Here is a 25,515-nt window from a genome sequence, read left to right on the forward strand (position 1 = left end):
TCTGTTGCATGACTGCCTATGACGTCGGAGTGCTGATCCTGCGAGTCGTCCTCGGCTTGACCATGGCTGCGCACGGCTACAACAAGTTCTTCGGCCCAGGCGGACTCAAGGGCACCGCCGGTTGGTTCGACAGCATGGGGATGAGGCCGGGCATGTTCCACGCCCGGATCGCCGCGACCACCGAGATGGCCGCGGGCATCGGGCTGGCGGTCGGTCTGTTGACCCCGATCCCGGCCGCGGGTTTCGTCGCGCTGATGCTGGTCGCCGCCTGGACGGTGCACAAGCCCAACGGGTTCTTCATCGTCAAGGAGGGCTGGGAATACAACCTGGTGCTCGCAGCGTCGGCGGTCGGCATCGCGACCATCGGCGCAGGCAAGCTGAGCCTCGACCACCTGCTGTTCTCCGGCACGGGCGTGTATGACCTGCTGCACGGCTGGTGGGGGCTGGTGATCTCGGTGGGGCTCGGCCTGGCCGGCGGCATCGGTCAGCTGGTCATCTTCTACCGTCCGCCCGCCAAGACTGGCGCGTAACCTCCCGGCCAGTCCCCGCGAGGTAGCCCGCGAACAGACGCAAACTCGCACGATCGCGCCGCGAATCGTGCGATTTTGTGTCTGTTCGCGGCCATCGAAACTGAAACACGTTCTAGTCTGTCCGGCATGGGGTTTCTCAAGCAGGACGCTCCCGTCGTCGACTACGCGGAATGGAGTAAGGGCACCCGCGCGGAACGCATCGTGCCGATGGCGCGGCACTGGGCGGAGGTCGGTTTCGGCACTCCCGTCGTGCTGCACCTGTTCTACGTGGTGAAGATCCTGCTCTACGTGCTCGTCGCGTGGCTGATCGTGCTGAGCACCAGCGGGATCGACGGCTTCACGAACGTGGCCGCCTGGTATCACGAGCCGATCGTGTACCAGAAGGTGGTCTTCTACACGATGCTGTTCGAGGTCGTCGGTCTCGGCTGCGGGTTCGGTCCGCTGAACAACCGGTTCTTTCCGCCGATGGGCTCGGTGCTGTACTGGCTGAGACCCAAGACCATCCGGCTCCCCCCGTGGCCGAACCGGGTTCCGTTGACAACAGGCGACACCCGCACCCTGTTCGACGTCGCGCTCTACGGAGCCCTGCTGGTGGTGCTCGTGGTCGCGCTGTTCTCCGACGGCACCGGCCCGATCCCGGAGATCGGGTCCGAGATCGGCATCCTGCCGGTGTGGCAGACGGCGACGATCATCGGGTTGCTGATTCTCGCCGGGTTGCGCGACAAGGTCATCTTTCTGGCCGCCCGCGGCGAGGTGTACGGGTCGCTGGCGGTGTGCTTCCTGTTCAGCGGCGCCGACATCATCATCGCCGCGAAGCTGGTCTGCCTGGTGATCTGGATGGGTGCGGCGACCTCGAAGCTCAACAAGCACTTCCCGTTCGTGATCTCGACGATAATGAGCAACAACCCGGTGATCAGGCCGCGGGCGATCAAGCGGAAGTTCTTCGAGCGCTTCCCCGACGACCTGCGTCCCGGGCGCGCGTCGCGGGTACTCGCGCACTTCTCGACGGCCATCGAGATGCTGGTGCCGCTGGTGCTGTTCTTCTCTCACGGCGGATGGCCCACCGCGATAGCGGCTTTCGTGATGCTGGTGTTCCACTTCGGCATCCTGTCCGCAATCCCGATGGGGGTGCCCCTGGAGTGGAACGTCTTCATGATGTTCAGCGTGCTGGCGTTGTTCGTCGGCAACGCCGGGGTCGGTCTGTCGGACCTGCAGAGCCCCTGGCCGATCGTGTTGTTCGTCGTCGTCGCCGGCACCGTCGTGGTCGGAAACCTCTTCCCCCGCAAGGTGTCCTTCCTGCCGGGCATGCGTTACTACGCCGGCAACTGGGACACCTCGCTGTGGTGCGTGAAGCCGTCGGCCGCCGAGAAGATCACCAACGGCATCGTCGCGATCGCCAGCATGCCCGCCGCGCAGATGGAGAAGTTCTACGGCAGCAAGGAGACCGCCGAGATCTACCAGTACATGGGGTATGCGTTCCGGTCGTTCAACACCCACGGCCGGGCGATGTTCACGCTCGCGCACCGGCTCATGGCCGACGGGAACGAGGACGAGTACGTGCTCACCGACGGCGAACGGATCTGCAGCACCGCGATCGGATGGAACTTCGGTGACGGACATATGCACAACGAGCAGCTGATCGCCGCCCTACAGAAGCGGTGCCATTTCGAGCCCGGCGAGGTGCGGGTGCTGTTGCTCGACGCGCAGCCGATCCACCGGCAGCGTCAGGAGTACCGGCTGGTCGACGCCGCCACCGGCGAGTTCGAACGCGGTTACGTCATAGTCGACGACATGGTCACCCGGCAGCCGTGGGACGACACTGTTCCGGTGCACGTGACGTGGCAGAGGGACGCCGCCGACGCCTCGTGAGTCGCGGATCGGCTCTGTCTGTGCGGGGGGTCAGCCCATGACGTCGCGGACGGGCACACTCTCGAGGCCGGTCAGCAGCAGCTCCCTGGTCTTGTCGAGATGCTTGCGCCAATGCGTTTCGGCGCCGACGGCGTCGCCGGCGCGCAGAAATTGCATCAGCCTGCGGTAGGACCGCAACAGCGTGTCGTAGTCCGCCTTCGACACCGGGCGCCGTTCGTTGAACACGAAGGCCGTGTGCCTGACCGTGATCTCGTGCAGCATGCCGGCCACGATGCTCAGCGTCGCGTTGCCCGACAGCTGCACCACGCGCAAATGGAACAGCCCGGTGGCCTCGGCCAGCCGGCTGGACTGGTGACCGTCGGCGGCGAGTTCCTCCAGCATCTGCTCCAGCTCGTCGAACGCCTCGGGCGAACCGGACTCGGCGAGCAACCGCGCGGCCATCGGTTCGATTCCCGACTTCGCGGTCAGCAGGTCGGCGATCGTCGCGCCGGACAGTTCGAGCAGCAGCCCCGCCGGTCGGGCGACGACCTCGGGGCCGGGCACCCGCACGCGCGCGCCGGTGCGGGAGCCGCGGCGCACCTCGACCAGGCGCTCGGACTCCAGCACCCGGACGGCTTCGCGCAATGTCGGGCGGCTGACGCCGAAGTGGGCCATCAGCTCGGCTTCGTTGGGCAGGAAGTCGCCGTCCTTGAGCTGTCCTTCGACGACCATCCGGCGCAGCGTGCCGGCGACGAGCTCGGCGGTCTTGGGGGAGCGAACGGCGGCGCGAGAGGCGACGGCGTCCGGCCCGATCATCGGGGCCAGGGGTATGCCGTGGGTCACTGCACCTCCTCGTCGGTCGACTACGCTGCGTGACAGCTGTGCAACTCAGTAAACCATGTGATGACGGGGTAATCGGACCACGCGGGGGTCCGTCCAGGTGCGAACCACCCTGGGAGGTGGCGGCCCGGGTCCAAACCCCTACCAACCAGTAGGTTGACCTAGTAAACCTTGTTGGTTAGGTTCGTGGCAAAGCCGATTCAATGAAGGAGTATCCGCATGGCTGAAGCCGTCATCGTCGAGGCAGTCCGCTCGCCAGTCGGCAAGCGCAATGGCGCTCTGTCGGGGATCCATCCGGCCGAGCTGTCGGCCCAGGTGCTCAACGGACTGGTGCAGCGTGCCGGTGTCGACCCCGCGCTCGTCGACGACGTGATTTGGGGCTGCGTCATGCAGGCCGGCGAGCAGGCGCTCGACATCGCCCGCACCGCGGTGCTGTCGGCCGGCTGGCCCGAGACCGTCCCGGGGGTGACCGTGGACCGCCAGTGTGGCTCCAGCCAGCAGTCGCTGCACTTCGCCGTCGCCGGTGTGGTGGCCGGTCACTACGACGTCGTGGTCGCCGGTGGCGTCGAGTCGATGTCGCGCACCCCGATGGGCTCGTCGCTGGCCAACGGCGGCAACCCCTATGGTGAGTCGTTCAAGGCGCGCTACGACAAGACTCCCAACCAGGGCATCGGCGCCGAGATGATCGCCGAGCAGTGGGGCCTGTCCCGCACCGAGCTCGACGAGTTCTCGCTGCGATCGCATGAGAAGGCTGCTGCCGCACAGGATTCCGGTGCTTTCAAGGATCAGATCGTGGGCATCAAGACCCAAGACGCCGACGGCAACGACACCGTCGTGCTCGAAGACGGCGGCATCCGCCGCGGCGGCACCGTCGAGTCGATGGCCAACATCAAGCCCGCATTCAAGGAGGACGGCGTGATCCACGCCGGTAACTCCAGCCAGATCTCCGACGGCTCGGCCGCGCTGCTGCTCATGTCCGCCGAGAAGGCCAAGGAGCTCGGTCTCAAGCCGCTGGCCAAGGTGCACACCGCGGTGCTCGCCGGCGCCGACCCGGTCATCATGCTGACCGCGCCGATCCCGGCCACGCAGAAGGCGCTCGCCAAGTCCGGCCTGAGCCTGGACCAGATCGGCGCATTCGAGGTCAACGAGGCGTTCGCGCCCGTGCCGATGGCATGGCTGAAGGACATCGGCGCCGACGAGAACAAGCTGAACCCCAACGGCGGCGCCATCGCGCTCGGCCATCCGCTCGGCGGCTCCGGTGCGCGCATCCTGACCACGCTGCTATACCACATGCGCGACAACAACATTCAGTACGGCCTCCAGACCATGTGCGAGGGTGGCGGCCAGGCCAACGCGACCATCCTGGAACTGCTGTGACCGACACCGCCGTCGCCCCTGGCGCGCTCACCGAGCGCCGGGGGAACGTCCTGATCATCACGATCAACCGCCCCGAGGCCCGCAACGCGATCAACGCCTCGGTCAGCACCGCCGTCGGTGACGCACTGCAGTCCGCGCAGGAGGACCCGGAGATCCGGGCCGTCATCCTGACCGGCGCCGGGGACAAATCCTTTTGTGCCGGAGCCGATCTCAAGGCGATCTCACGCGGGGAGAACCTGTTCCACCCCGAGCACTCGGAGTGGGGTTTCGCCGGCTACGTGCGGCACTTCATCGACAAGCCGACCATCGCCGCGGTCAACGGCACCGCGCTGGGTGGTGGCACCGAGCTGGCCCTGGCCAGTGATCTGGTGGTCGCCGAGGAACGCGCGAAATTCGGTCTGCCCGAGGTGAAGCGTGGTTTGATCGCCGGCGCCGGCGGCGTATTCCGCATCGTCGAGCAGCTGCCGCGCAAGGTGGCGCTGGAGCTGATCTACACCGGTGAGCCGATCAGCTCGGCCGACGCGCTGCGCTGGGGTCTGATCAATCAGGTCGTGCCCGACGGCACCGTCGTCGACGCTGCTCTGGCTCTGGCCGAACGGATCACCTGCAACGCGCCGCTGGCCGTGCAGGCCAGCAAGCGGGTGTCCTATGGCGCGATCGACGGTGTGGTCGCCGGCGACGAGCCGTTCTGGAAGCAGACCTTCGGCGAGTTCTCGACTCTGCTGAAGACCGAAGACGCCATGGAAGGACCGCTGGCCTTCGCGCAGAAGCGCGAGCCGGTCTGGAAGGCCAAGTAAGCCAAGCAAGGGGAGCGAAAAGCCATGAAGCGCACCATCTATGACGCCGAGCACGAGGCGTTCCGCGGAACCGTCAAGGAGTACATCGAGCGTGAGCTCGTCCCCCACCACGAGAAGTGGGAGACCGAGCGCATCGTGGACCGGTCGGCCTACACCGCGGCGGGCAAGTACGGCCTCATCGGGTTCAACATGCCCGAGGAGTTCGGCGGCGGCGGGTCGGACGATTTCCGGTTCAACGCGATCATCGACGAGGAGATCGCCAAGGCCGGTGTGCACGGACCCGCGCTGAGCCTGCACAACGACGTCGTCGGGCCCTACTTCAAGGACCTGACCAACGACGAGCAGAAGAAGAGGTGGCTGCCGGGCATCGCCAGCGGTGAGACGATCATCGCAGTCGCGATGACCGAGCCCGGCGCCGGCAGCGACCTGGCCGGCATCCGCACCTCCGCGGTGCGCGACGGCGACGACTGGATCATCCACGGCTCCAAGATGTTCATCTCGTCGGGCATCAACTGCGACCTGTGCGTCGTGGTGGCCCGCACCGACCCGGAGGCCGGGCACAAGGGCTTCTCGCTGTTCGTGGTGGAGCGCGACATGGAGGGCTTCAGCCGCGGCCGCAAGCTCGACAAGATGGGTTTGCACAGCCAGGACACCTCCGAGCTGCACTTCGAGAACGTCCGGGTGCCGAACGCGAACCTGCTCGGCAAGGAGGGGCGCGGCTTCTACCACCTGATGACCAACCTGCCCTCGGAGCGACTGTCGATCGCGATCTCGGCGATCGCCGGCGCGCGGGCGGTGTTCGACGAGACGCTGCGATATGCCAAGGACCGCAAGGCTTTCGGCCAGCCGATCGGCAGCTTCCAGCACAACCGGTTCCTGCTCGCCGAGATGGAGACCGAGCTCGAGGTCACCGAGACCTACATCGATCGCTGCCTGCAGGGCGTGGTCGACGGAGAGCTGACCGCGGTCGAGGCGGCCAAGGCGAAGTGGTGGGCCACCGAGGTCGCCAAGAAGGTCGTCGACCAGTGCGTGCAGTTGCACGGCGGCTACGGCTACATGATGGAGTACCGGGTCGCCCGTGCCTACGTCGACGGGCGCATCCAGACGATCTTCGGTGGCACCACCGAGATCATGAAGGAGATCATCGGTCGCGACCTGGGAGTCTGAGTCGGCCCGCCGACGTGGAATCTGAGTCGGCCCGCCGACGAGAAATGCCCCCGCCCGAGGCGGGGGCATTTCGTGTGCCGACAGTGCGGTGAGAGCGGTGATTTCGCGCAATCACCAGACCCAGCGCACTCTCGGCGCTGAGACGGCCGGCTAGCCGATCGGTGCCTCGGCCGCGGGCACGGTGGGCGACTCGGCCGGTGCTTCCGCCGGCGCCGGTGCCGGCTCGGTGGTCTCGGTCGGGGACGTGGTCGTCGTCTCGGTGGTGCTCGTCTCCGACGTGCCGGTCGGTGTGATCGGGGCCGGGGCCTCGGTCGGGTCGAGCACCTTGTCCACGAGGTAGATGCGGGCGTTCTGCGCCGGGATGCCGCCGCAGAGCACCTCGGTGGTCTCGTTGACCTGGATGTCACCGCCGGAGCCGGTCACCTCGATCTCGGTGCCCTCCTGGGTGGGACGCTGGCCCTTGACGTCGTCGGGGCCGAGCAGGCCGAGGAACGCGTGGTAGTACAGCAGGCTGGTCAGCGCGGCCGGATCGGTGCGCAGCACCTCCTGCTGGTCGGGCGGCAGCGCGGCGAACGCCTCGTTGGTGGGCGCGAACACCACGTACGGCCCGTTGTCGAGCACGCTGGTGATGTTCACGGCAGGGTTCATCTGCCCCGAGAGCGCGGCGTTGAACGTCGAGATCTCGGCGATCGAGGACAGCGCGGTGCTGACCGGCAGGTTCGCCAGGCCCTTCCAGTTCGGCAGTGCCTCCTTGAACGCGCCGCACTCGGGTCCCTGCGGATCCGGGATCTCCGCCGCGGGGGTGGTCGGTTCGGCGTGGGCGTTGATGGACAGCGGGACCGACAGGGCGATCGCGGCGGCGCTGACAGCGACGCCGATGGCCTTGCTGGTAGGGGTCTTCACGTTGCGCTCCTTACAGTCGTCAAGTCGCCTGGCATGGTATGTGCCGCTGTCGGCGACGGCCAAGTCGAGTTAGCGGGCGAGGCTTGTCGCTCGACCCGTCGGCAGTGCCCTGAGCTGGGCTTCAGGGCCTCGGCGAGGTGTCGGGCAACAGGGTTGCGACGATGCTGCTCAACCCGGCCGCGGTGGCCTCGAACGTCGCGGTTCCCGAACTGGCCTGCACCATCGCGCCGACCAGCCCGAACTCCAGCGTCTCGGTGACCTCGGGCCATACCTGCGAGCGCAGCGCCGCGCGCACCCGGCGGTGTAGTTCGGCATGGATGCGACGCCGGATGACCTGCACCGACGGCTCCCGCGAGATCAGCGCGCCGGCGCACGCGGCGGCCAGCCCGGGATGCTTCGCGGGAAGCATCACCAGCTGGTTGAACAGCGCGGCCGCCCGCGCCCGCGCCGACTTGTCCACATCGACGGTCAGCGGCGCGTCGCGGAGCAGATTGAGATAGATCTCGGCGACGATCGCGTCCTTCGACCGGAAGTACACGCAGAGGTCGCGGTGCGAGACGCCGGCCGCCGCGGCGATGCGCTGTGTGCTCAGCGCGTCGAACGCGACCTCGGCGAGTTGCGCGACGGTGGCGTCGAGGACGGCGGCCACCACCGTATGGTCGTCGCGGTCGCGGTCACCGTAGGAGCGAAGGTAGACGACCTTCGCGCCGGTGGTCACGCACCCGTGCCCGAGCTCGACGCGCTCTCTGTGCAGAGGTGTTCGGACAGTGCCCACAGTGCCAGCGCACGGGAGTCGTCGACGGCGTAGGGAGCGGCGGTGCGCACCCGGCAGTCGGACAGGTACACCCCGCCGCTGCTGTCGAGTTCGTCGCTGACGGCCGCCCACACCTGGGTGGCGGCGCCGTACTCCGGTGTCGTGAACTGCGTGCGGAAGTCGGTCGGCGGCTTGTCGCCGGTCCGTTTCGCGCTGGACTTGTTCAGGCTCGTGAAGTCGTCGTTGGTCATGTGGCGGGCCAGCGAGGTGGCCACGATCCCGGGGTGCACCGCGAAGGCGCGCACGCTGCTGTCACGCAGCCTGCGGTCCAACTCGACCGCATGCAGCATGTTGGCGGTCTTCGACGCGCCGTAGGCGGCGAACTTGTCGTAGTCGCGGTGCTCCCAGTTCGGGTCCTGAAAATCGACGTCACCCATGCGGTGTCCCTCAGAGGACAGGTTGACCACCCGTGCGCCGTCGGCGGCGACCAGCGCGGGGAACAGCAGCCGTGTCAGCTCGAAATGGCCCAGATGGTTTGTGCCGAACTGCATTTCGAAGCCCTCGGCGGTACGGCCGAACGGGGTGAACATCACTCCCGCGTTGTTCATCAGCACGTGCACCGCCGGCGTCAGCTCGGCGATCTCCGCCGCGGCCGCCGCGACGCTGGCCAACGACGTCAGGTCCAGGTGCACCGACGACAGCGCCGCGTCGGACACCTCGGCGTGTATCCACGCCTCGGTCTCGGCGAGCGCATCGGTGTTGCGGGCCGCCAGGATCACGTGCGCACCGGTCCTGGCCAGGGCGCGGGCGGACTCGCGGCCCAGTCCGGAGGAGGCGCCGGTGATGACGCAGGTCTTGCCGGTGAGGTCGACTCCCTCGACGATGTCGAGTGCGGTCGGCGCTGACGTCGATGTCACGACGTGAGGATCGCACGTGGCGTCGGGACCGTCCGCACCCGGCCCTACGATGACGGCCATGCCTGAGCCACTGATCCTGCCCGTCGCCGGCCACTCACCCGACCTGCACCCCGACAGCTGGGTGGCGCCCAACGCCACCGTTGTCGGCCGGGTCAGCCTCGCCGCCGGCGCGAGCGCTTGGTACGGCGCGATCCTGCGGGCCGAGGCCGAGCCCATCGAGATCGGGGCCGGCACCAACATCCAGGACGGCGTGACCATCCATGTCGATCCCGGCTTCCCGGCACGGGTGGGCGCGGGAGTCAGCGTCGGGCACAACGCGGTGCTGCACGGCTGCACCATCGAGGACAACTCACTGGTCGGCATGGGCGCGGTGGTGCTCAACGGCGCCGTCGTCGGATCGGGCTCGTTGATCGCCGCCGGCGCGGTGGTGCCGCAGAACGCGGTGATCCCGCCGGGATCCATGGTCGCCGGGGTGCCGGGCAAGGTGCGGCGCCAGCTCAGCGAGGACGAGATCGCCGGCATCCGCAGCAACGCCGCGGTGTATCAGGAGCTGGTGAAGCTGCACCGGAACCAGGCGTGACCGACCTAACCCCGCGCCCCGTGTTCTGAACTCAGGCGGCCTGGGTACAGGGCTTACCGTGAAACCCGTGCGCACCCTGGTCACCGGCGCGACCGGCTACATCGGATCCCGCCTGGTCGCGGCGCTCCTCGAGGACGGACACCAGGTGGTCGCGGCAAGCCGAGATCCGGACCGGTTGGCGCAGTTCGGCTGGTACGACAGTGTCTCGACGGTGACGCTCGATGCGCACGACGAGATCTCGGCCAACCAGGCCTTCACCGACGCCGGTCCCGTCGACGTCGTCTACTACCTGGTGCACGGAATCGGCCAGCCGGGATTCCGCGAGGCCGACAACCGCGCCGCGGCCAACGTGGCGGCCGCGGCGAAGGCCGCCGGGGTGGGACGCATCGTCTACCTGGGCGGGTTCGTACCGAATGAGAACTCGCTGTCGGAGCACCTGGCCAGCCGGGCCGAGGTCGCCGCCGCGCTGACCATCGACGGCGGGCCGGACGTGGTGTGGCTGGGGGCCGCGATCATCATCGGTGCGGGCTCCACGTCGTTCGAGATGCTGCGCTACGTCGGCGACCGGTTCCTGCTGCTGCCCATGCCGGAATGGTCGGCCAACCCGATCGACCCGATCGCGATCAGCGACGCGCTGCACTATCTGGTCGCCGCGGTCGACACCGACGCCGTGCCCGCGGGCGCCTACGACATCGCCGGTCCGGAAACCACCACCTACGGTGACCTGCTGCGCACCTACGCGAAGGTGGCCGGCATCTGGCGCACGCCGGTCGCGGTGTACGGCGTCGACACCTCGCTGGTTTCGAAGCTGACCGGCGCCGTGCTGCCCGTTCCGGGTGGACTGGCCGCCGATCTCGTTGAGTCCCTGGACTTCCCGATGTTGGCGACGGCGAAGAGTCTCCGGGATCTGGTGCCCGATCCTCCCGACGGACTCGTGGGCGTCCAGGACGCGATCCAGCGGGCGGTCGCCAGCCCGCCGCGCCGGCCTGTCGACGAGCTGACCGACCCGCACCATCTCGCCGACACCGACCCCGAGTGGGCCGGGGGCGACACCCTGCGGCTGCGGCAGCTGGCCCGCGCGGTGACACCGCCGGTGGCCCGGCCTATTCTCGGTCTGCTCTGTTTCGTTCCGGGTCCGGTCGCGGCGGCCGTGCGCACCGGGCTGGACACTGTGCTCGGACTGGTGCCCAGGGTGAGTACGGCGTGAGCGCCGAGGTGGGTTGGGCCGGCGAGTTGCGCAAGATCGCGCGCAGGAAGGCTCCGCCGTACAACGAGCCACCGTCGGTCGTCGGCAAACGCAAATGGGTGGTCGGCGTCGTCCTGTTGATCGGCGCGGCACTGCTGGGCTATTCGCTGAGCCGGCCGCCGGGCGACGAGACCTTCATCTGGCTCACCCTCGCACTCGCCGGCGTGTGGGCGGCGGGCGCTTTCGCTTCGGGCCCGCTGCACATGGGCCACGTCTGTGTCCGCGGCCGCAACCAGCGGCCCGTCATCACCGGAACCGCGGTTGGGCTGCTTCTCGGCGGCATCTTCGTGCTCGGCGGTCTGGTGGTGCGCGAGATCCCCGGCGTCAACGACTACATCCGCGAAGTCCTGCAGTACTCGAACGCCGGCCCGCTGTACCTGATCATCTTCATCACGGTGATCAACGGGCTGGCCGAGGAGATGTTCTTCCGCGGCGCGGTGTACACCGCACTGCTCAAATACCATCCGGTGATCGTCTCGACGGTGCTCTACGTCATCGCGACGGCGGCCACCACCGGCAACCCGATGCTGGGCTTCGCCGCGATCATCCTGGGCACTGTGTGCGCGCTGCTGCGGCGGGCCACCGGGGGAGTGCTCGCCCCGATGTTGACGCACTTCTTCTGGGGGCTGGTGATGGTGCTGGCGTTGCCGCCGATGTTCGGGGTGTAGCTCAGATCGCCAGTTGTTCGTCGGCGTCCTGCGCATCGGCGCCGCGCCACACCTCGACCGCCCGCTGCAACGGCAGACCGAGTGCGTCGCACAGTCCGACCACAGTGCCGAAGCTCGGGCTCGGCATCCTGCCCACCTCGATCTTGCGCAGCGTCTCCGGGGAGATCCCCGCGGCCCGGGCCACGCCCTCGGGGGCGCGGCCCGCCCGTGCCGTTCTCAGTAGCGCGCCGAGGCGTTGACCGGCGCGGATCTGTTCGGGACTCAGCGGTACGCGGACCATGCCGCACAGCATAACGGTATTCAAATACCGCGCCTGCTACCGTGGCGGTATAAAAATACCGACACGACGGAGCAGCGCATGATCGAACTCAAGACCGCCAAAGAGATCGACAAGATGGCGGTCACCGGCGAATTCGTCGCCCGCACCCTGCAGACGCTGAGCGGTGAGGCCGAGCCGGGTGTCAACCTGATGCAGCTCGAACACCGGGCCAGGGCGCTCGTCGACGAGCGCGGCGCGACGTCCTGCTATTGGGACTACGCACCGTCGTTCGGTCGCGGACCCTTCCGCAACGTCATCTGCCTATCGGTCAACGACGCTGTGCTGCACGGACTTCCACACGACTATGGGCTCGCCGACGGCGACGTGCTGAGCATGGACTTCGCGGTGTCGATCGACGGCTGGGTCGCCGACGCGGCGGTCACCGTGATCGTCGGTGAGCGCGTCGACCCAGCGGACGCCGCGCTGGTCGACTCCACCCGGCGCGCGCTGAGCGCGGGCATCGCTGCCGCGGTCCCCGGCGGGCACCTCGGCGACATCTCGGCGGCCATCGGCGAGGTCGCGGCTGCCGAGGGGTACGCCGTCAACACCGACTTCGGCGGCCACGGACTCGGCCGCACCATGCACGAGGACCCGCACGTCCCCAACCGCGGAAACCGCGGACGCGGGATGAGGCTGCGCCCGGGACTGACGCTGGCGCTGGAGCCGTGGTGGGCGCGGGGCACACGGCGCCTGACCGTCGACGACGACGGCTGGACCCTGCGGTCGGCCGACGGCTCCCGCACCGCGCACTCCGAGCACACCATCGCCGTCACCGAGGACGGTCCGCGCATCCTCACCGCAGCGCCTTAGCTCAGCGGGTGGGCCAGTTCGTCCTGTCGCATCCGCGCGGCCCGCAGTGCCACCGCGGCCAGCAGCACCGGTGCCACGCCCGCGGCCAGGAAGATCGCTTCCATCGGAACGACTTTCGACAGCGGGCCGACGATCGCGAACGACACCGGCATGAACGCCAGGGACACGAAGAAGTCGAGGCTCGACACCCGGCCCAGCATCTCGGGCGGCACCCGGCGCTGAAGCAGGGTGCCCCAGATGACCATCCCGGCGCCATCGGTGACGCCGACAACGAACGTCGCCGCGGCCATCAGAGGGAACGACGACGTGACACCGACGATCACCAGCGGGACCGAGCCCAGGCCCCACATCGTCATCATCACCGTCAGATACCGGCGCGGCAGTCGCCGCGACGACACCGAAAGCGCGCCCAGTGCACTGCCCATCCCGAAGAACGCCAGGATGAATCCGTAGGTCTGCGCACCGTGGGTGAAGCGGTTCTGCACCAGGAAGGGCAGCAGCACCTCGATCGGTCCGAGCACGACGAGCACGAACATGCTGGCGAACAGCAGCGTCCACAGCAGCCACGGGGTGCGCAGCACGAACACCCAACCCTCGCGCAGGTCCCGCAGCAGATTCGGGCGCGAAACTTCTACCGGGCCGGGATCTCTCGGTGCCGGCCGGGTGAACAGCAGCAGGCCCAGGCTGACGGCGAACAGCATGGCCACCATGACCGCACCCGTCGCCGGCACTGTCGCGCCGACCACCAGCCCGGCCACCGCGGGACCCACCGCGCGCTGGAACACCGGCCGGACCACCCCTTCGACACCGTTGGCGGCCAGCAGCTGCTCGGCGGGCAGAATCCTCGGCAGAATCGCGCTGTACGCCGGGAAGAAGAACGCCGCCGCGATGCCCAGTGCCGCGGCTGCCACCGCCATGTGCCAGATCCGTAGTGCCCCAACAAGTCCGAGCGCGGCGACGGTCGACACCACGACCGTGTTGACCGTCGCGACCACGATGATGATCCCGCGCTGGCTCAGCCGGTCAGCGGCCAGGCCGCCGACCAGCACGAACGCGACCAGTCCCGCGCCAAGGCACGTCGCGACCAGCGACAGCGAGGTGGGGTCGTTGGACAGCTCGATGACCTGCAGCGCCATCACCACGGCCCACATGCCCTCGGCGAAGATGGACAGCGACACCGCCGCGATGAGCAGGCGGTACTCGCGGAAGCGGAACGGCGCGAGCACCCGCCAGCCGGCGGGGGCCACCGGCTGCTCCGGCCCCGATCGTGCGGTCTCGTACTTCGTGCTCACCGATCGATGGTCGCCGACGAGCATGGGATGCGTCGAACCATTTTCTACCGCCGAAATCGCATTCCACGCGCGCTTTTCACGACTTGACGCGCGTGGAATGCGATTTCGGCGAAGTAACGGTTATGAGTCGGTGAACGTCGCCGGCCGGCGCTGCTGGAATGCCTTGGTGCCCTCGCGGAAATCGTTGGACTCCAGCAGGATCAGCTGTCCGGTCTTCTCCCGCTCGAGCGCGCCGTCCAGTTCGAACAGCGTCGCGGCGTTGATCGCGTCCTTGGTCTTGCGCAATGCCACCGCCGGCCCGGACACCAGGGTGCCGATCACCTTGTCGACCTCGCCGTCGAAGTCCGCAGCCGGGAACACGGCGCTCACCAGGCCCCAGCTGTAGGCCTCGTCGGCCGAGAGGCGTTCGGCCAGCAGCGCCATCCGCATCGCACGGATGCGACCCACCGCCGCCGCGATCAACGCCGAGGCCCCGCCGTCGGGCATCAGGCCGATCTTGGTGAAGGCCAGCATGAAAAACGCCTTCTCGGAAGCGAGTACGACGTCGCACGCCATGGCCAGCGAGACACCCACCCCGGCTGCCGCGCCCTGCACGATCGCGACCGCGGGCTGGGGCAGCGCGGCGATCGCGCGGATGCAGCGGTTCGCGGCGTCGAGCACGTCGGCCGGCGTTCCCGCCGCGCCCGGATTAGCGTGGTCTTCTTCGCTGATTCCCGCCCCCGAGCAGAAGCCGCGGCCCGCGCCGCCGAGGCGCACGACGCGCACCCGAGGATCGTTGGCGGCGCGTTCCAGCGTCGAGGCCAGCGTCTGCAACATCGGCGCAGTGAGTGAGTTCAGGCTCTCCGGGCGGTTCAGCGTGATGGCGAGGATGCCGCCGTCGAGGCCGACGGTCAGGTCGTCGATGCCTTCGTAGACGTCGGTGCTCGGGTCGGTGGTGGTCATGAATGTCCTCTTCATTGGGGCCTTCGGTGACTGCTGAAGCCCCGTGGCCGGTCGACTTGGTTATACAAGTAAGCTATGTCGCGGTCAACCGAGCGATACTCATGAAGGGCGGTCAGGGCATGGCTGGACCACTACAGGGACTTCGAGTTGTGGAGCTGGCCGGCATCGGCCCCGGACCCCATGCGGCAATGATCCTCGGCGACCTCGGTGCCGATGTGGTGCGCATCGAACGCCCAGGTAAGGGCCCCGGCCCGGCGACCAAACCAGGTGGCGACTACCTGCTGCGCAACCGCCGGTCGGTGGCGGCGAACCTGAAGAGCGAAGAGGACCGCGACATGGTCCTGAGGCTGATCGCGAAGGCCGACGTGCTGATCGAGGGGTTCCGGCCCGGGGTCACCGAACGGCTGGGGCTCGGTCCGGCGGACTGCGCGAAGGTCAACGAGAAGCTGATCTACGCGCGGATGACCGGCTGGGGCCAGGACGGCCCTCGCGCCCAGCAGGCCGGCCACGACATCAACTACATCTCGCTCAACGGTGCGCTGCACGCGATCGGCCGGGCCGGGGAGCGGCCGGTGCCGCCGCTGAACCTCGTCGGCGACTTCGGTGGCGGATCGATGTTCCTTCTGGTCGGGGTGCTGTCGGCGCTGTACGAGCGGGAACGCTCGGGCAAGGGTCAGGTGGTCGACGCCGCGATGGTGGACGGCTCCAGCGTGTTGTCGATGATGATGTGGGCGTTCCGCGGCATGGGCATGTGGAGCGACGAACGCGGCGTGAACATGCTCGACACCGGCGCGCCGTACTACGACACCTACGAATGCTCCGACGGGCGCCACATTGCGGTGGGCTGCATCGAACCGCAGTTCTACGCCGAGTTCCTCAAGGGCATCGGTCTCGAAGGTGTCGACCTGCCCGACCAGAACGACATGAGCCGCTGGCCGGAGCTCAAAGAAGCCTTCACCAAGGCGATCGCCGCCCACGACCGCGACCACTGGGCCGAGGTGTTCTCCGGCACCGACGCCTGCGTGACGCCGGTGCTGTCGTTCGCCGAGGTGGAGTCCGAACCGCACAACGCCGAGCGCAACACCTTCTACTCGGAGAACGGTTCGCTCTACCCCGCACCCGCGCCGCGGTTCTCGCGCAGTGTGCCATCCGCCCCGAAGCCCCCTGGGGTACCCGGCGCGGACACCGAAGCTGTTCTGCAGGAATGGATTTAGTCAAAGTCAAGGTCAGGAAAGGATTCGTTCTGTGGAGATCAAAGACGCCGTAGCCGTCGTCACCGGAGGTGCTTCCGGTCTCGGTCTGGCGACCACGAAGCGGCTGCTGGACCGGGGCGCCTCGGTGGTGGTCATCGACCTCAAGGGCGAGGAGGCCGTCTCCGCGCTCGGCTCGCGCGCGAAGTTCGTCGAGGCCAATGTCACCGACCCGGAGCAGGTGGGCGCCGCGCTGGACGCCGCCGAGGAGATGGGCCCGCTGCGTATCGACGTCAACTGCGCGGGCATCGGCAACGCCGCCAAGACGCTGGGCAAGGACGGCCCGTTCCCGCTCGACGGGTTCAAGAAGGTCGTCGAGGTCAACCTGATCGGCTCCTTCAACGTGCTGCGGCTGAGCGCCGAGCGGATCGCCAAGACCGAGCCGATCAACGGTGAGCGCGGCGTCATCATCAACACCGCGTCGGTGGCCGCGTTCGAGGGTCAGATCGGCCAGGCGGCGTACTCGGCGTCCAAGGGTGGCGTCGTCGGCATGACCCTGCCGATCGCCCGTGATCTCTCGCGCGAGCTGATCCGCGTCTGCACGATCGCGCCGGGACTGTTCAAGACCCCCCTGCTGGGCTCGCTGCCCGAGGAGGCGCAGGCGTCGCTGGGCAAGCAGGTGCCGCATCCCGCGCGCCTGGGCGACCCCGACGAGTACGGCGCCCTGGCGGTGCACATCGTCGAGAACCCGATGCTCAACGGTGAGACGATCCGCCTCGACGGCGCGATCCGGATGGCGCCCCGATGAGCGCTTGCGCGAAGAGCGAGGAGCACCGATGAGTCTGAAGACGAAGTTCACCGAGACGTTCGGGGTCGAGCACCCGATCGCCCAGGGCGGTATGCAGTGGGTGGGTCGCGCGGAACTCGTTGCAGCCGTGGCGAATGCGGGGGCGCTGGGTTTCATCACCGCGCTGACCCAGCCGACGCCGGCGGACCTGGCCAACGAGATCGCCAAGACGCGGGATCTGACCGACAAGCCGTTCGGGGTCAACCTGACGATCCTGCCGGCGATCAACCCGCCGCCGTACGACGAATACCGTCAGGTGATCGTCGACGCAGGTATCAAGATCGTCGAGACCGCGGGCTCCAACCCGGCGCCGCACCTGCCGATGTTCCACGACAACGGCATCAAGGTGCTGCACAAGTGCACCTCGGTGCGGCATGCGGTCAAGGCCCAGTCCCTGGGGGTGGACGGCATCAGCATCGACGGGTTCGAGTGCGCGGGGCATCCGGGTGAGGACGACGTGCCCGGACTGGTGCTGATCCCGGCGGCGGCCGACAAGATCGAGATCCCGATGATCGCCTCGGGCGGGTTCGCCGACGGGCGGGGTCTGGCCGCGGCGCTGGCGCTGGGTGCCGACGGCATCAACATGGGGTCGCGCTTCATGTGCACGGTCGAGTCGTGCATCCACCAGAACGTCAAGGAAGCGATCGTGGCCGGGGACGAGCGGGGCACGGAGTTGATCTTCCGCAGCTTGCACAACACCGCGCGGGTGGCGTCCAACGTGGTCTCGCGTGAGGTGGTGCAGATCCTCGCCGAGGGCGGTCAGTTCGAGGACGTCAAGGATCTGGTGGCCGGAGTACGTGGCCGCAAGGTGTTCGACGACGGCGACGTCGACGCCGGCATCTGGACCGTCGGAACCGCCATGGGTCTGATCAACGACATCCCCACCGTCGGCGACCTGGTCGCCCGCATTGTCGGGGAGGCGGAGGATCTGATCTCGAACCGTCTCGCAGAAATGGTCATGCCTGCAGCGCAGCGGGTGTGATCGCCGGATCGCCCGGACGCACCTCGGGTCCGCCCGAGGTGCCCGGGCGTCGGGCAAACTCGATAACGCAGGGACGCGCGCCCGTGAGGGCGCGCGTTCTTTCACACCGCGGTGGGCAGAACCTGCTCGTCGTCGAGCTGCTCGGAGGTCAACCCCTCGACCAGGACATCGCCGTGGTAGAGAGCGTCGAAATCAACCTTGATGACATCAGCACTGGTGTCGTCGATCCACATGTACTGAACAGTAACCACGGGCTCTAAGGAATCTTTGAGCCTCGTATCGGAAAACTGTGGCAATTCTTACCGCCGGGTAGGTTCGTTGCCTACCGGCGGGTAGCTCACGGTCCCGCCGGTGCGGGTGGTGCGGTGAAGTGGATCGGATTGACGCCGTACAGCGCGACCCAGGTCAGTACGGCGACGACGAACGCGAGTGCGACCAGCGCCACCCTGACCCGGGTGGACCAGACGATGCGGCTCAGCATGCGATGGTCGACGGAGTACCGGCCCGCGCCGGTGAAAATCAGCGTGGCCGCCCCGAGGCCGAGCAGGAACGGCACGTTGAACGGTTCGGACCAGAACGCCGCGCCGGACACATTGACCGCCCAGGCGCACAGCATCACGCCGAGTGCGGCGCAGCCGGCCAGCGGCGTGAGCACGCCAAGCAGCAGTGCGATGCCGCTGATCGTCTCGGTGGCGGTGACCATGAACGCCGCGAACGCCGGCAGCCGCCAGCCGGCGTCGCCCATGAACTGCACCGTCATGGGGAAGTCGGAGACCTTGATCAGGCCGGCCTGCAGGAGGGCCGCGCCGATACCGAGGCGAAGGATGAGGAGGCTGACGTCGGCGGAGCCGGCGATTGGGCTGACGTCGGCGGAGCCGGCGATTGGGCTGCTGTCGGCGGAGCCGGCGATCGGGCTGGGGCGTTCGGTCATCGACGCTGACGGTAGCGGGTTGCGGGGCTTCCGGGTGGGCTTCGTGCTCATGAACAGGTTGACCGCATGCGGTCGCGGAATTCATCGCCAACCCGTTGACCGACTGAAGTTACCGCTGATAACTTAGCGGCGATAATCCTGGGGAAGGGTCACCGTGCTGCACCGCATCGCTTCACTGGCCATCGCGGCACCGCGCCGCGTTCTCGTCATCGCACTGCTGGTCATGGTGGCCTGCGGCATCTTCGGCGCGCCGGTGGCCCGGCACCTGTCGGCCGGTGGCTTCCAGGACCCGACGTCGGAGTCGGCGCGCGCCACCCAGGTGCTCGTCGACAAGTTCGATCAGGGTGACATGGAGATGCTGATCAGCGTCACCGACGACACCTCGGCCGAGGGCGCTGACAGTCCGTCGGCACGCAGCGTGGGCACCGACTTGGCCGACCGGTTGGCGGCCTCCCCTCACGTCGGATCGGTGACGTCGGCGTGGACGGCCCCGCCTTCGGCGGCTCCGGCTCTGATCAGCGAGGACGGCAGGACCGGGCTGATCGTCGCCGGGATCACCGGCGGTGAGAGTGAGGCGCAGAAGCACGCCAAGGCGCTGGCCGAAGAGTTGGTTTACGACCGCGACGGCGTCTCGGTGAACGCGGGCGGTGTCGCGATGACTTATGTCCAGATCAACGCGCAGAGCGAAAAAGACCTGCTGATGATGGAGTCCATCGCGATTCCGCTGAGCTTTGTCGTGCTGGTCTGGGTGTTCGGCGGCCTGCTCGCGGCCGCGCTGCCGTTGGCGGTCGGTGCGTTCGCGATCCTCGGGTCGATGGCGGTGCTGCGCGCCGTCACCATGGTCACCGATGTGTCGATCTTCGCGCTGAACTTGACGATCGCGATGGGTCTGGCGCTGGCGATCGACTACACCCTGCTGATCATCAGCCGCTACCGCGACGAGCTCTCCGAAGGACACGACCGCGATACGGCGCTGGTGCGCACCATGATGACCGCGGGCCGCACCGTGCTGTTCTCCGCCATGACCGTCGCGCTGTCGATGGTGGCGATGGTGCTGTTCCCGATGTACTTCCTGAAGTCGTTCGCGTATGCGGGCATCGCCGTGGTCGGCTTCGCCGCGGTGGCGGCCATCCTGATCGCACCGGCGGCGATCGTGGTCGCCGGGGACCGGCTCGACTCGCTGGATGTGCGGCGCCTGTTCCGGCGGGTGTTCCGCCGGCCGGAACCGGTGGCCAAACCGATCGAGCAGATGTTCTGGTACCGGTCGACGAAATTCGTGATGCGGCGGTCGATTCCGATCGGCGCCGCTGTCGTCGCGCTGCTGCTGGTGCTGGGCGCCCCGTTCCTCGGCGCCAATTGGGGATTCCCCGACGACCGGGTGCTGCCGGAGAGTGCCTCGGCGCGCCAGCTCGGCGACGAACTGCGCACCGACTTCGCCGTCGACTCGTCGACCAATGTCGTTGTGGTGCTGCCCGACACCGAGGGTCTGCACCCCGAAGCGCTCTACGATTACGCCGCCGAACTGTCCCGCGTTCAGGACGTGTCCTCGGTGTCCTCGCCCGGCGGCACGTTCGTCGACGGGGTCAGGGTGGGTCCGCCGTCGGCGGCCACCGGAATCGCCGACGGCAGTGCGTTCCTGACCATCGGAAGTACCGCGCCGTTGTTCACCGATGCGTCGGAGGTCCAGCTGGACCGGTTGCACGGCGTCGCCGCGCCCGATGGCCAGCAGGTACTGCTGACCGGCCTGGCTCAGATCAACAGGGACAGTTCCGACGCCATCACCTCGCGGCTGCCCACCGTGCTCGGCGTGATCGCAGCCATCACGTTCGTGTTGCTGTTCCTGCTCACCGGCAGTGTGGTATTGCCGCTGAAAGCGTTGGTGCTCAACATCTTGTCGTTGACCGCTGCGTTCGGTGCGCTGGTGTGGATCTTCCAGGAAGGTCACCTGGGCGCGCTCGGAACCACTCCCACCGGGACCCTCGTCGCGACCATGCCGGTGCTGTTGTTCTGCATCGCGTTCGGTCTGTCGATGGACTATGAGGTGTTCCTGGTCTCCCGGATCCGTGAGTACTGGCTGGCGTCGGGCTCGACGACCGCCGAAGGCAGCGACGAGAGCGTGGCGCTCGGACTGGCACGCACCGGCCGGGTGGTCACCGCCGCGGCGCTGGTCATGTCGATCTCGTTCGCGGCGCTGATCGCCGCCCAGGTCGCGTTCATGCGGATGTTCGGGGTCGGTCTGACCCTGGCGATCCTTGCGGACGCCACGCTGGTACGGATGCTGCTGGTGCCCGCGTTCATGCATGTGCTGGGCCGATGGAACTGGTGGGCGCCGAAACCATTGGCGAAATTGCATGAACGCATCGGGTTCAGTGAGACCCTGGACGACGTGGGCGTCCCCGCCTCGCGCCCGGAACCGGTCGCAACCGGGAAAGAGAATGGCTGATCCGAACGCGTCACCGCGCCGCCGGCACCGCGCACCCCGCGGCGCCGGTGATCAACTGCGCACTGAGATCCTGGACGCCGCAACCGAACTGCTGCTCGAAACCGGAGACGAGAAGGTGGTCTCCATTCGGTCCGTGGCCGACCGTGTCGGGGTCACACCGCCGTCGATCTACCTGCACTTCGCCGACAAGACCGCTCTCCTGCACGCGGTGTGCAGCCAATACTTCGAAAAACTCGACGAAGAGATGCAGACCGTGGCCGGTGCGTACGTCTCGGCGTTCGACGTGTTGCGCTCCCAGGGCATGGCGTATCTGCGATTCGCGATGAAAACGCCCGTGCTGTACCGGATCGCGATGCTCGGGCATGGCAGCCCCGGCAGCGACGTCGACCTCGCCCTGAACAGCTCGGCGTTCGGGCACCTGCGCGCGACGGTGCAGGCGCTGATCGCCGAGGGGATCTACCCGCCGGGGGACCCGACGCGGCTGGCGCTGCAACTGTGGACCGCCGTCCACGGCATCGCGGCGTTGCTGATCTCCCGCCCCTACCTGCCCTGGGGAGATGTCGAACAGTTCGCCGACGGCCTGATGCGGGCGGTGTGCTGCGGTCACGTCATCTCCGGGGCGATCAGGCCGGACGACTCACCGCAGGACATCATGACCTGGTTGAAAGGGGTGGTTGATGAGCGAAACCGTGGATAACCCGTTCTTCGCGCGGCTGTGGACGGCGTTGGCCTCGCGTGAACCCGAATCGCTGCGCGCGATGCGCCGCGCGAACCTGGCCGGGCTCAGCGGACGAGTCCTTGAGGTCGGGGCGGGCACGGGATCGAACTTCGCGTTCTACCCCGACACCGTCACCGAGGTGGTGGCCGTGGAACCCGAACGCCGGCTGGCCGCGGTTGCGCAGCAGGCGGCTGTCCGCGCGACGGTGCCTATCGTGGTGAGCACCGACGTCGTCGAACGGTTCGCCGACGCCGAACCGTTCGACGCCGTGGTGTGCTCGCTGGTGCTGTGCTCGGTCGATGACCCGGAAGCCGTTGTGGCCCAGCTGTTCTCCATGCTGCGTCCGGGTGGACAGCTGCGCTACCTGGAACACGTGGCGGGAACGGGCGCCCGCGCGCGGCTGCAGCGGGTCGCCGACGCGACGCTGTGGCCGCGGCTGCTCGGCAACTGCCACACCCACCGCCACACCGAAGACACCATCGTCGGCGCGGGATTCCGCGTCGACGGGGCCAAGCGGGAGTGGGCGTTCCCGAAGTGGGTGCCGACGCCGGCGGCCGAGTTCGCGATCGGGGTCGCGGTCCGCCCCTAACTGGCTGTGGGTCGTGTCAATAGCCGGGTTTGGCGTGGAGTGGCGACATCCGGTGTTCGGGTGGTGTGGTGGTGCTGTGATAGCCGGTGGCCGGCTGAAAGCGGACGGGTGCCTGGCGCCCACGTTGACGTATGCGACCTCGTGGTGATCTGGTCATCTGGCGTCGTTCGGGCTGCCGTGGAGGCGAAGGGCCGGGTGCCAAGTGAGATGCGACGTTACCCGAGACGGGTCCGCCATAACCGAGGCGGCATCTGATCCGGCCCTTCGTCCCGTCCGTTCAGCGTGGCACTGCCGGCCGGGGGTGTGAAGAGTGTGCTCTGAACTCCTTTCGGCCAGGGGCTCCTACCGAGGGATTTAGCTCCAGCGGGCGGGGTCGTAGACGGCGTGGTCGCGGACCAGCGCGTGGGCGATGCGGTTGGCGCGGTGAGCCAGTGCGCAGGCGATGACTCCGCCACGCTTGCCTCTGTCCTTGAGTCCGTGTGCGTAGGTCTTGGCGGTCGGCTCGGTCAGCCATAAACCGATACCGAGATCGATCAGTGCTCGGCGCAGCGCCACGCTGCCCTCGCGGCTGATCGATCCGTCGCGGCGTTGGTGCGCGGACTCGTACTGCATCGGTGACAGGCCCGAGGCGCGGTAGATCTGCTTGGACCCCGGCCATCTGTTCGGATCACCGAGAGCGGCAGCGTAATTGGAGACGCGAACCACACCCCAGCCTGGTACCGACGTCAGGGTGCGAAACGGGCTTGACGGCAACAGCCGGGCGAGTTCGGCTTCGGCTGAGGCGATCCCGGTGTCCAGGTCGGTCAACAGGCTGACGTCAGCGGCCAGCACCCGTCGGGCCACCACGGCATCGCGGGTCGGCAGGGCGTCTTTGGCCGCGGCGACCAGACGCTCGGCGACCGGGCGGCGCAGCTGCACGTCGCGGGCGGCGGCGAAGCGGATCAACCGATTCACCCCCAATCCCGACAATCGCGCCGGATCGGTGAACTCGGCGGCGACCAGACGCCCGATCTTGGTGCCCAACACATCCGGCAACGCCAACGTCAGTCCGGGGAACGCCCGATCGAGTTGAGCGAGCAACTGATTCTTTGTCGCCGTGCGGGTCGCGACCCGCCGCAACCGATGCTGGGCCCACGCCGTCATCTCCCCGATGAGCACCTCACGCTCGCCGATCACCCGGCCCCGGCCGGCCAACATCAACTCGGTGATCGCCTCGAGATCGATCGCGTCGGTCTTCACCCGCCGTCGGCCCATCACGCGGCGCTGCTCAGCCACGTGCGCGGGGTTGAGTTCGCGCACTTCCCAGCCCGGCGGCCAGCGGTAATCCACCACGGGCCGGTGGTAATGCCCAGCGGCTTCCACGCTCACACTGACCTGCGGACACGACGACGCCACGGCCAGCACGCGCTGCACCGCAGCGCCCAGACCCGAGCGGGTCATCGCGAACTCAACCGGGCCCATCAAGGGTCGACAAGCGCCGTCGGTAACCGACACCATCGCCGAAGTCTTGCCGACATCGACGGCAACGACGATCGTGGACGACGTGACTGGAGCACTTTGGACAGACACAACAACACCTCCGGGGCGTGCCATTGAGGACCTGCAGCGCGCCAAACGCTCAGGCCCTCGAAGGAATCTCTGACAATCCCTTCTTGACACCCCCGGAGGCGTTTGTGAAGGACTACCTCAAGTCATATCAACCGAGCAGCGCAGCCAGGCGTTGCAGCAGCCCGGGGAGCGCGGTGGCTGCCGTCTCGCGCAGGCTCACCGTCGCGCTGGAGGACAGCGGGGTGGGCTCGGGGTTCACCTCGATGACCGGAGTCCCTCTGGCCACCGCCAGCTCCGGCAGTCCGGCCGCCGGATAGACGACCGAAGACGTCCCGACGACCACCACCAGGTCGGCGTTGACGACGGCCTCAACCGACTGCTGCCACGCGTCGTCGGGCAGTGCCTCGCCGAACCACACCACGTTGGGACGGATCAGTCCACCGCAGACGCCGCACGTCGGTGGGTCGACGGATTCGATCGGCTCCGGCATGTCCGGCACCGCGCTGCGGAACGCCGACCGGCAGTGGTCGCAGTGGAACTCGAAGAGGCTGCCGTGCACGTGGTAGACCCGGGAACTGCCGGCGCGTTCGTGCAGGTTGTCGACGTTCTGGGTGACCACATGCACGTCGGCGTAGTCCTCCCAGGCTGCGACCGCGCGGTGGGCGTTGTTCGGCGCGACGGCGCTCATCATGTGGTGGCGCCACAGATACCACGCCCACACCCGGTCCGGGTGGGCTCGCCAACCGTCGGCGCTGGAGATCTCGTACGGGTCCACCTGCGCCCACAGGCCGGTCTCCACATCGCGGAAGGTCGGGACACCGCTCTCGGCGGAGATCCCCGCACCACTGAATACCGTCACCTGCACACCCCCAAGTTAGCGGCTTTGGGTGATACTGGGCACGTGGCCGAGTTGGGGGATTGGGTACGCGTCGATCCGCACGCTGCCAGGCCGCTGTTCGACCAGCTCAGAACGCAGATCATCGCAGGTGTCCGGGAGGGCAGGCTCACGCCCGGCACCCGGCTCCCGACGGTCCGCGAGCTGGCCGGTCAGGTCAACCTGGCAGTGAACACCGTGGCGCGGGCGTATCGGGAGTTGGAAGCGGCGGGGATTCTGGAGACGAGGGGGCGTTTCGGAACCTACGTTGCGCGGTCGGATCCCGCCGACGCGGCGATGGCGACGGCGGCGCACACCTACGTGGCGGCGGCGCGCGCGCTGGGCGTCGACAAGGGGGAGGCGCTGCGGTACATCGAGACGGCTTTCGGCTGAGGCGTGCCCG

The 25,515-nt window shown here is 67.9% G+C and carries 27 protein-coding genes; 16 read left to right on the forward strand and 11 right to left on the reverse strand.

Translation table 11 applies throughout. The features are described from left to right. Window positions 1-8: 8 nt before the first annotated feature. Together ACTWP6_RS20520 and ACTWP6_RS20525 are read left to right on the forward strand one after the other, a co-directional pair. Entirely contained in the window at window positions 9-530 is a 522-nt protein-coding gene (locus ACTWP6_RS20520) for a DoxX family protein (protein ID WP_443188644.1), read from the forward strand. A gap of 126 nt (window positions 531-656) precedes the next feature. Continuing rightward, on the forward strand, window positions 657-2,399 hold the full coding sequence (locus tag ACTWP6_RS20525; protein WP_443188645.1) for a DUF3556 domain-containing protein: 1,743 nt from the start codon (window positions 657-659) through the stop codon (window positions 2,397-2,399). Between the two features lie 30 nt (window positions 2,400-2,429). Here ACTWP6_RS20525 and ACTWP6_RS20530 read toward each other — a convergent pair whose 3' ends face one another. Continuing rightward, complete coding sequence (locus ACTWP6_RS20530; protein WP_443188657.1) at window positions 2,430-3,194, reverse strand: FadR/GntR family transcriptional regulator; 765 nt, start codon at window positions 3,192-3,194, stop codon at window positions 2,430-2,432. Window positions 3,195-3,437: 243 nt separating this feature from the next. Here ACTWP6_RS20530 and ACTWP6_RS20535 point away from each other — a divergent pair, with 243 nt between their 5' ends. Genes ACTWP6_RS20535 through ACTWP6_RS20545 form a run of 3 tightly spaced genes read left to right on the forward strand, consistent with a single transcriptional unit; the run spans window position 3,438 to window position 6,559 of the window. Further along, entirely contained in the window at window positions 3,438-4,595 is a 1,158-nt protein-coding gene (locus ACTWP6_RS20535) for a thiolase family protein (protein ID WP_260754829.1), read from the forward strand. Continuing rightward, a complete protein-coding gene (locus ACTWP6_RS20540; RefSeq protein ID WP_260754828.1) occupies window positions 4,592-5,392 on the forward strand; it encodes a crotonase/enoyl-CoA hydratase family protein in 801 nt (266 codons plus the stop codon). Before ACTWP6_RS20535 ends, ACTWP6_RS20540 begins: the two co-directional genes overlap by 4 nt. A gap of 24 nt (window positions 5,393-5,416) precedes the next feature. Continuing rightward, entirely contained in the window at window positions 5,417-6,559 is a 1,143-nt protein-coding gene (locus ACTWP6_RS20545; protein WP_443188646.1) for an acyl-CoA dehydrogenase family protein, read from the forward strand. A 150-nt stretch (window positions 6,560-6,709) separates the two neighbouring features. Here the strand turns inward: ACTWP6_RS20545 and ACTWP6_RS20550 are convergent, their stop codons facing one another. The 3 genes from ACTWP6_RS20550 to ACTWP6_RS20560 form a co-directional block, all read right to left on the reverse strand. Continuing rightward, window positions 6,710-7,462, reverse strand: coding sequence for a fasciclin domain-containing protein (locus ACTWP6_RS20550; RefSeq protein WP_443188647.1), 753 nt, complete (start codon window positions 7,460-7,462; stop codon window positions 6,710-6,712). Window positions 7,463-7,583: 121 nt separating this feature from the next. Further along, complete coding sequence (locus tag ACTWP6_RS20555; RefSeq protein ID WP_443188648.1) at window positions 7,584-8,180, reverse strand: TetR/AcrR family transcriptional regulator; 597 nt, start codon at window positions 8,178-8,180, stop codon at window positions 7,584-7,586. Further along, complete coding sequence (locus tag ACTWP6_RS20560) at window positions 8,177-9,133, reverse strand: SDR family NAD(P)-dependent oxidoreductase (protein WP_443188649.1); 957 nt, start codon at window positions 9,131-9,133, stop codon at window positions 8,177-8,179. The genes ACTWP6_RS20555 and ACTWP6_RS20560 overlap by 4 nt, the downstream gene beginning before the upstream one ends. Window positions 9,134-9,191: 58 nt before the next feature. Between ACTWP6_RS20560 and ACTWP6_RS20565 the strand changes: the two genes are divergently transcribed. The 3 genes from ACTWP6_RS20565 to ACTWP6_RS20575 are packed head-to-tail and all read left to right on the forward strand — an operon-like array spanning window position 9,192 to window position 11,627. Next, window positions 9,192-9,713 (forward strand): gamma carbonic anhydrase family protein, encoded by a 522-nt coding sequence (locus ACTWP6_RS20565; protein ID WP_260754823.1) that lies wholly within the window; start codon window positions 9,192-9,194, stop codon window positions 9,711-9,713. Window positions 9,714-9,771: 58 nt separating this feature from the next. Then, complete coding sequence (locus ACTWP6_RS20570; protein WP_443188650.1) at window positions 9,772-10,920, forward strand: NAD(P)H-binding protein; 1,149 nt, start codon at window positions 9,772-9,774, stop codon at window positions 10,918-10,920. Beyond that, on the forward strand, window positions 10,917-11,627 hold the full coding sequence (locus ACTWP6_RS20575; RefSeq protein ID WP_443188651.1) for a lysostaphin resistance A-like protein: 711 nt from the start codon (window positions 10,917-10,919) through the stop codon (window positions 11,625-11,627). The genes ACTWP6_RS20570 and ACTWP6_RS20575 overlap by 4 nt, the downstream gene beginning before the upstream one ends. A gap of 1 nt (window position 11,628) precedes the next feature. On the opposite strand, the gene ACTWP6_RS20580 is transcribed toward ACTWP6_RS20575, so the two are convergent. After that, window positions 11,629-11,907, reverse strand: a complete 279-nt coding sequence (locus ACTWP6_RS20580) for a helix-turn-helix domain-containing protein (RefSeq protein WP_260754820.1) — start codon at window positions 11,905-11,907, stop codon at window positions 11,629-11,631. Window positions 11,908-11,985: 78 nt separating this feature from the next. Between ACTWP6_RS20580 and map the strand changes: the two genes are divergently transcribed. Then, entirely contained in the window at window positions 11,986-12,756 is a 771-nt protein-coding gene (map, locus tag ACTWP6_RS20585; protein WP_443188652.1) for a type I methionyl aminopeptidase, read from the forward strand. Here map and tet(V) read toward each other — a convergent pair. Both tet(V) and ACTWP6_RS20595 read right to left on the reverse strand, forming a co-directional pair. After that, window positions 12,753-14,048: a tetracycline efflux MFS transporter Tet(V) gene (gene tet(V), locus ACTWP6_RS20590; RefSeq protein WP_443188653.1), complete on the reverse strand. Its 1,296-nt coding sequence runs from the start codon at window positions 14,046-14,048 to the stop codon at window positions 12,753-12,755. The genes map and tet(V) overlap by 4 nt on opposite strands. A gap of 120 nt (window positions 14,049-14,168) precedes the next feature. After that, complete coding sequence (locus ACTWP6_RS20595) at window positions 14,169-14,990, reverse strand: enoyl-CoA hydratase (RefSeq protein WP_260754818.1); 822 nt, start codon at window positions 14,988-14,990, stop codon at window positions 14,169-14,171. 119 nt (window positions 14,991-15,109) lie between these two features. Here ACTWP6_RS20595 and ACTWP6_RS20600 point away from each other — a divergent pair, with 119 nt between their 5' ends. Genes ACTWP6_RS20600 through ACTWP6_RS20610 form a run of 3 tightly spaced genes read left to right on the forward strand, consistent with a single transcriptional unit; the run spans window position 15,110 to window position 18,009 of the window. Beyond that, a complete protein-coding gene (locus tag ACTWP6_RS20600) occupies window positions 15,110-16,204 on the forward strand; it encodes a CaiB/BaiF CoA transferase family protein (RefSeq protein WP_260754817.1) in 1,095 nt (364 codons plus the stop codon). A gap of 31 nt (window positions 16,205-16,235) precedes the next feature. Further along, the gene (locus ACTWP6_RS20605) at window positions 16,236-16,988 is read left to right on the forward strand and encodes a 3-hydroxyacyl-CoA dehydrogenase (protein WP_260754816.1); all 753 of its coding nucleotides are present in this window, start codon (window positions 16,236-16,238) and stop codon (window positions 16,986-16,988) included. 28 nt (window positions 16,989-17,016) lie between these two features. Further along, window positions 17,017-18,009: an NAD(P)H-dependent flavin oxidoreductase gene (locus tag ACTWP6_RS20610; protein WP_260754815.1), complete on the forward strand. Its 993-nt coding sequence runs from the start codon at window positions 17,017-17,019 to the stop codon at window positions 18,007-18,009. A 101-nt stretch (window positions 18,010-18,110) separates the two neighbouring features. Here the strand turns inward: ACTWP6_RS20610 and ACTWP6_RS20615 are convergent, their stop codons facing one another. After that, window positions 18,111-18,242: a hypothetical protein gene (locus tag ACTWP6_RS20615; protein WP_260754814.1), complete on the reverse strand. Its 132-nt coding sequence runs from the start codon at window positions 18,240-18,242 to the stop codon at window positions 18,111-18,113. 104 nt (window positions 18,243-18,346) lie between these two features. Then, window positions 18,347-18,940 carry a DoxX family protein gene (locus ACTWP6_RS20620; protein ID WP_443188654.1) on the reverse strand — a complete coding sequence of 198 codons (594 nt, stop codon included), beginning with the start codon at window positions 18,938-18,940 and terminating at the stop codon, window positions 18,347-18,349. A gap of 154 nt (window positions 18,941-19,094) precedes the next feature. Between ACTWP6_RS20620 and ACTWP6_RS20625 the strand changes: the two genes are divergently transcribed. Genes ACTWP6_RS20625 through ACTWP6_RS20635 form a run of 3 tightly spaced genes read left to right on the forward strand, consistent with a single transcriptional unit; the run spans window position 19,095 to window position 22,690 of the window. Then, window positions 19,095-21,383 carry an MMPL family transporter gene (locus tag ACTWP6_RS20625; protein WP_260754812.1) on the forward strand — a complete coding sequence of 763 codons (2,289 nt, stop codon included), beginning with the start codon at window positions 19,095-19,097 and terminating at the stop codon, window positions 21,381-21,383. Further along, window positions 21,376-22,080 carry a TetR/AcrR family transcriptional regulator gene (locus ACTWP6_RS20630; protein ID WP_260754811.1) on the forward strand — a complete coding sequence of 235 codons (705 nt, stop codon included), beginning with the start codon at window positions 21,376-21,378 and terminating at the stop codon, window positions 22,078-22,080. Before ACTWP6_RS20625 ends, ACTWP6_RS20630 begins: the two co-directional genes overlap by 8 nt. Then, complete coding sequence (locus tag ACTWP6_RS20635; RefSeq protein WP_260754810.1) at window positions 22,061-22,690, forward strand: class I SAM-dependent methyltransferase; 630 nt, start codon at window positions 22,061-22,063, stop codon at window positions 22,688-22,690. The genes ACTWP6_RS20630 and ACTWP6_RS20635 overlap by 20 nt, the downstream gene beginning before the upstream one ends. A gap of 354 nt (window positions 22,691-23,044) precedes the next feature. On the opposite strand, the gene ACTWP6_RS20640 is transcribed toward ACTWP6_RS20635, so the two are convergent. Continuing rightward, on the reverse strand, window positions 23,045-24,259 hold the full coding sequence (locus ACTWP6_RS20640) for an IS110 family transposase (RefSeq protein WP_260754809.1): 1,215 nt from the start codon (window positions 24,257-24,259) through the stop codon (window positions 23,045-23,047). 127 nt (window positions 24,260-24,386) lie between these two features. Then, entirely contained in the window at window positions 24,387-25,103 is a 717-nt protein-coding gene (locus ACTWP6_RS20645; RefSeq protein WP_260754808.1) for an NAD-dependent deacylase, read from the reverse strand. Between the two features lie 36 nt (window positions 25,104-25,139). On the opposite strand from ACTWP6_RS20645, the gene ACTWP6_RS20650 reads away from it, so the two are divergent. Next, a complete protein-coding gene (locus ACTWP6_RS20650) occupies window positions 25,140-25,505 on the forward strand; it encodes a GntR family transcriptional regulator (RefSeq protein ID WP_260754807.1) in 366 nt (121 codons plus the stop codon). Window positions 25,506-25,515 lie beyond the last annotated feature (10 nt).

This window comes from Mycobacterium sp. 4D054 (assembly GCF_052245755.1).
In the GTDB taxonomy this organism is placed as follows: domain Bacteria; phylum Actinomycetota; class Actinomycetes; order Mycobacteriales; family Mycobacteriaceae; genus Mycobacterium.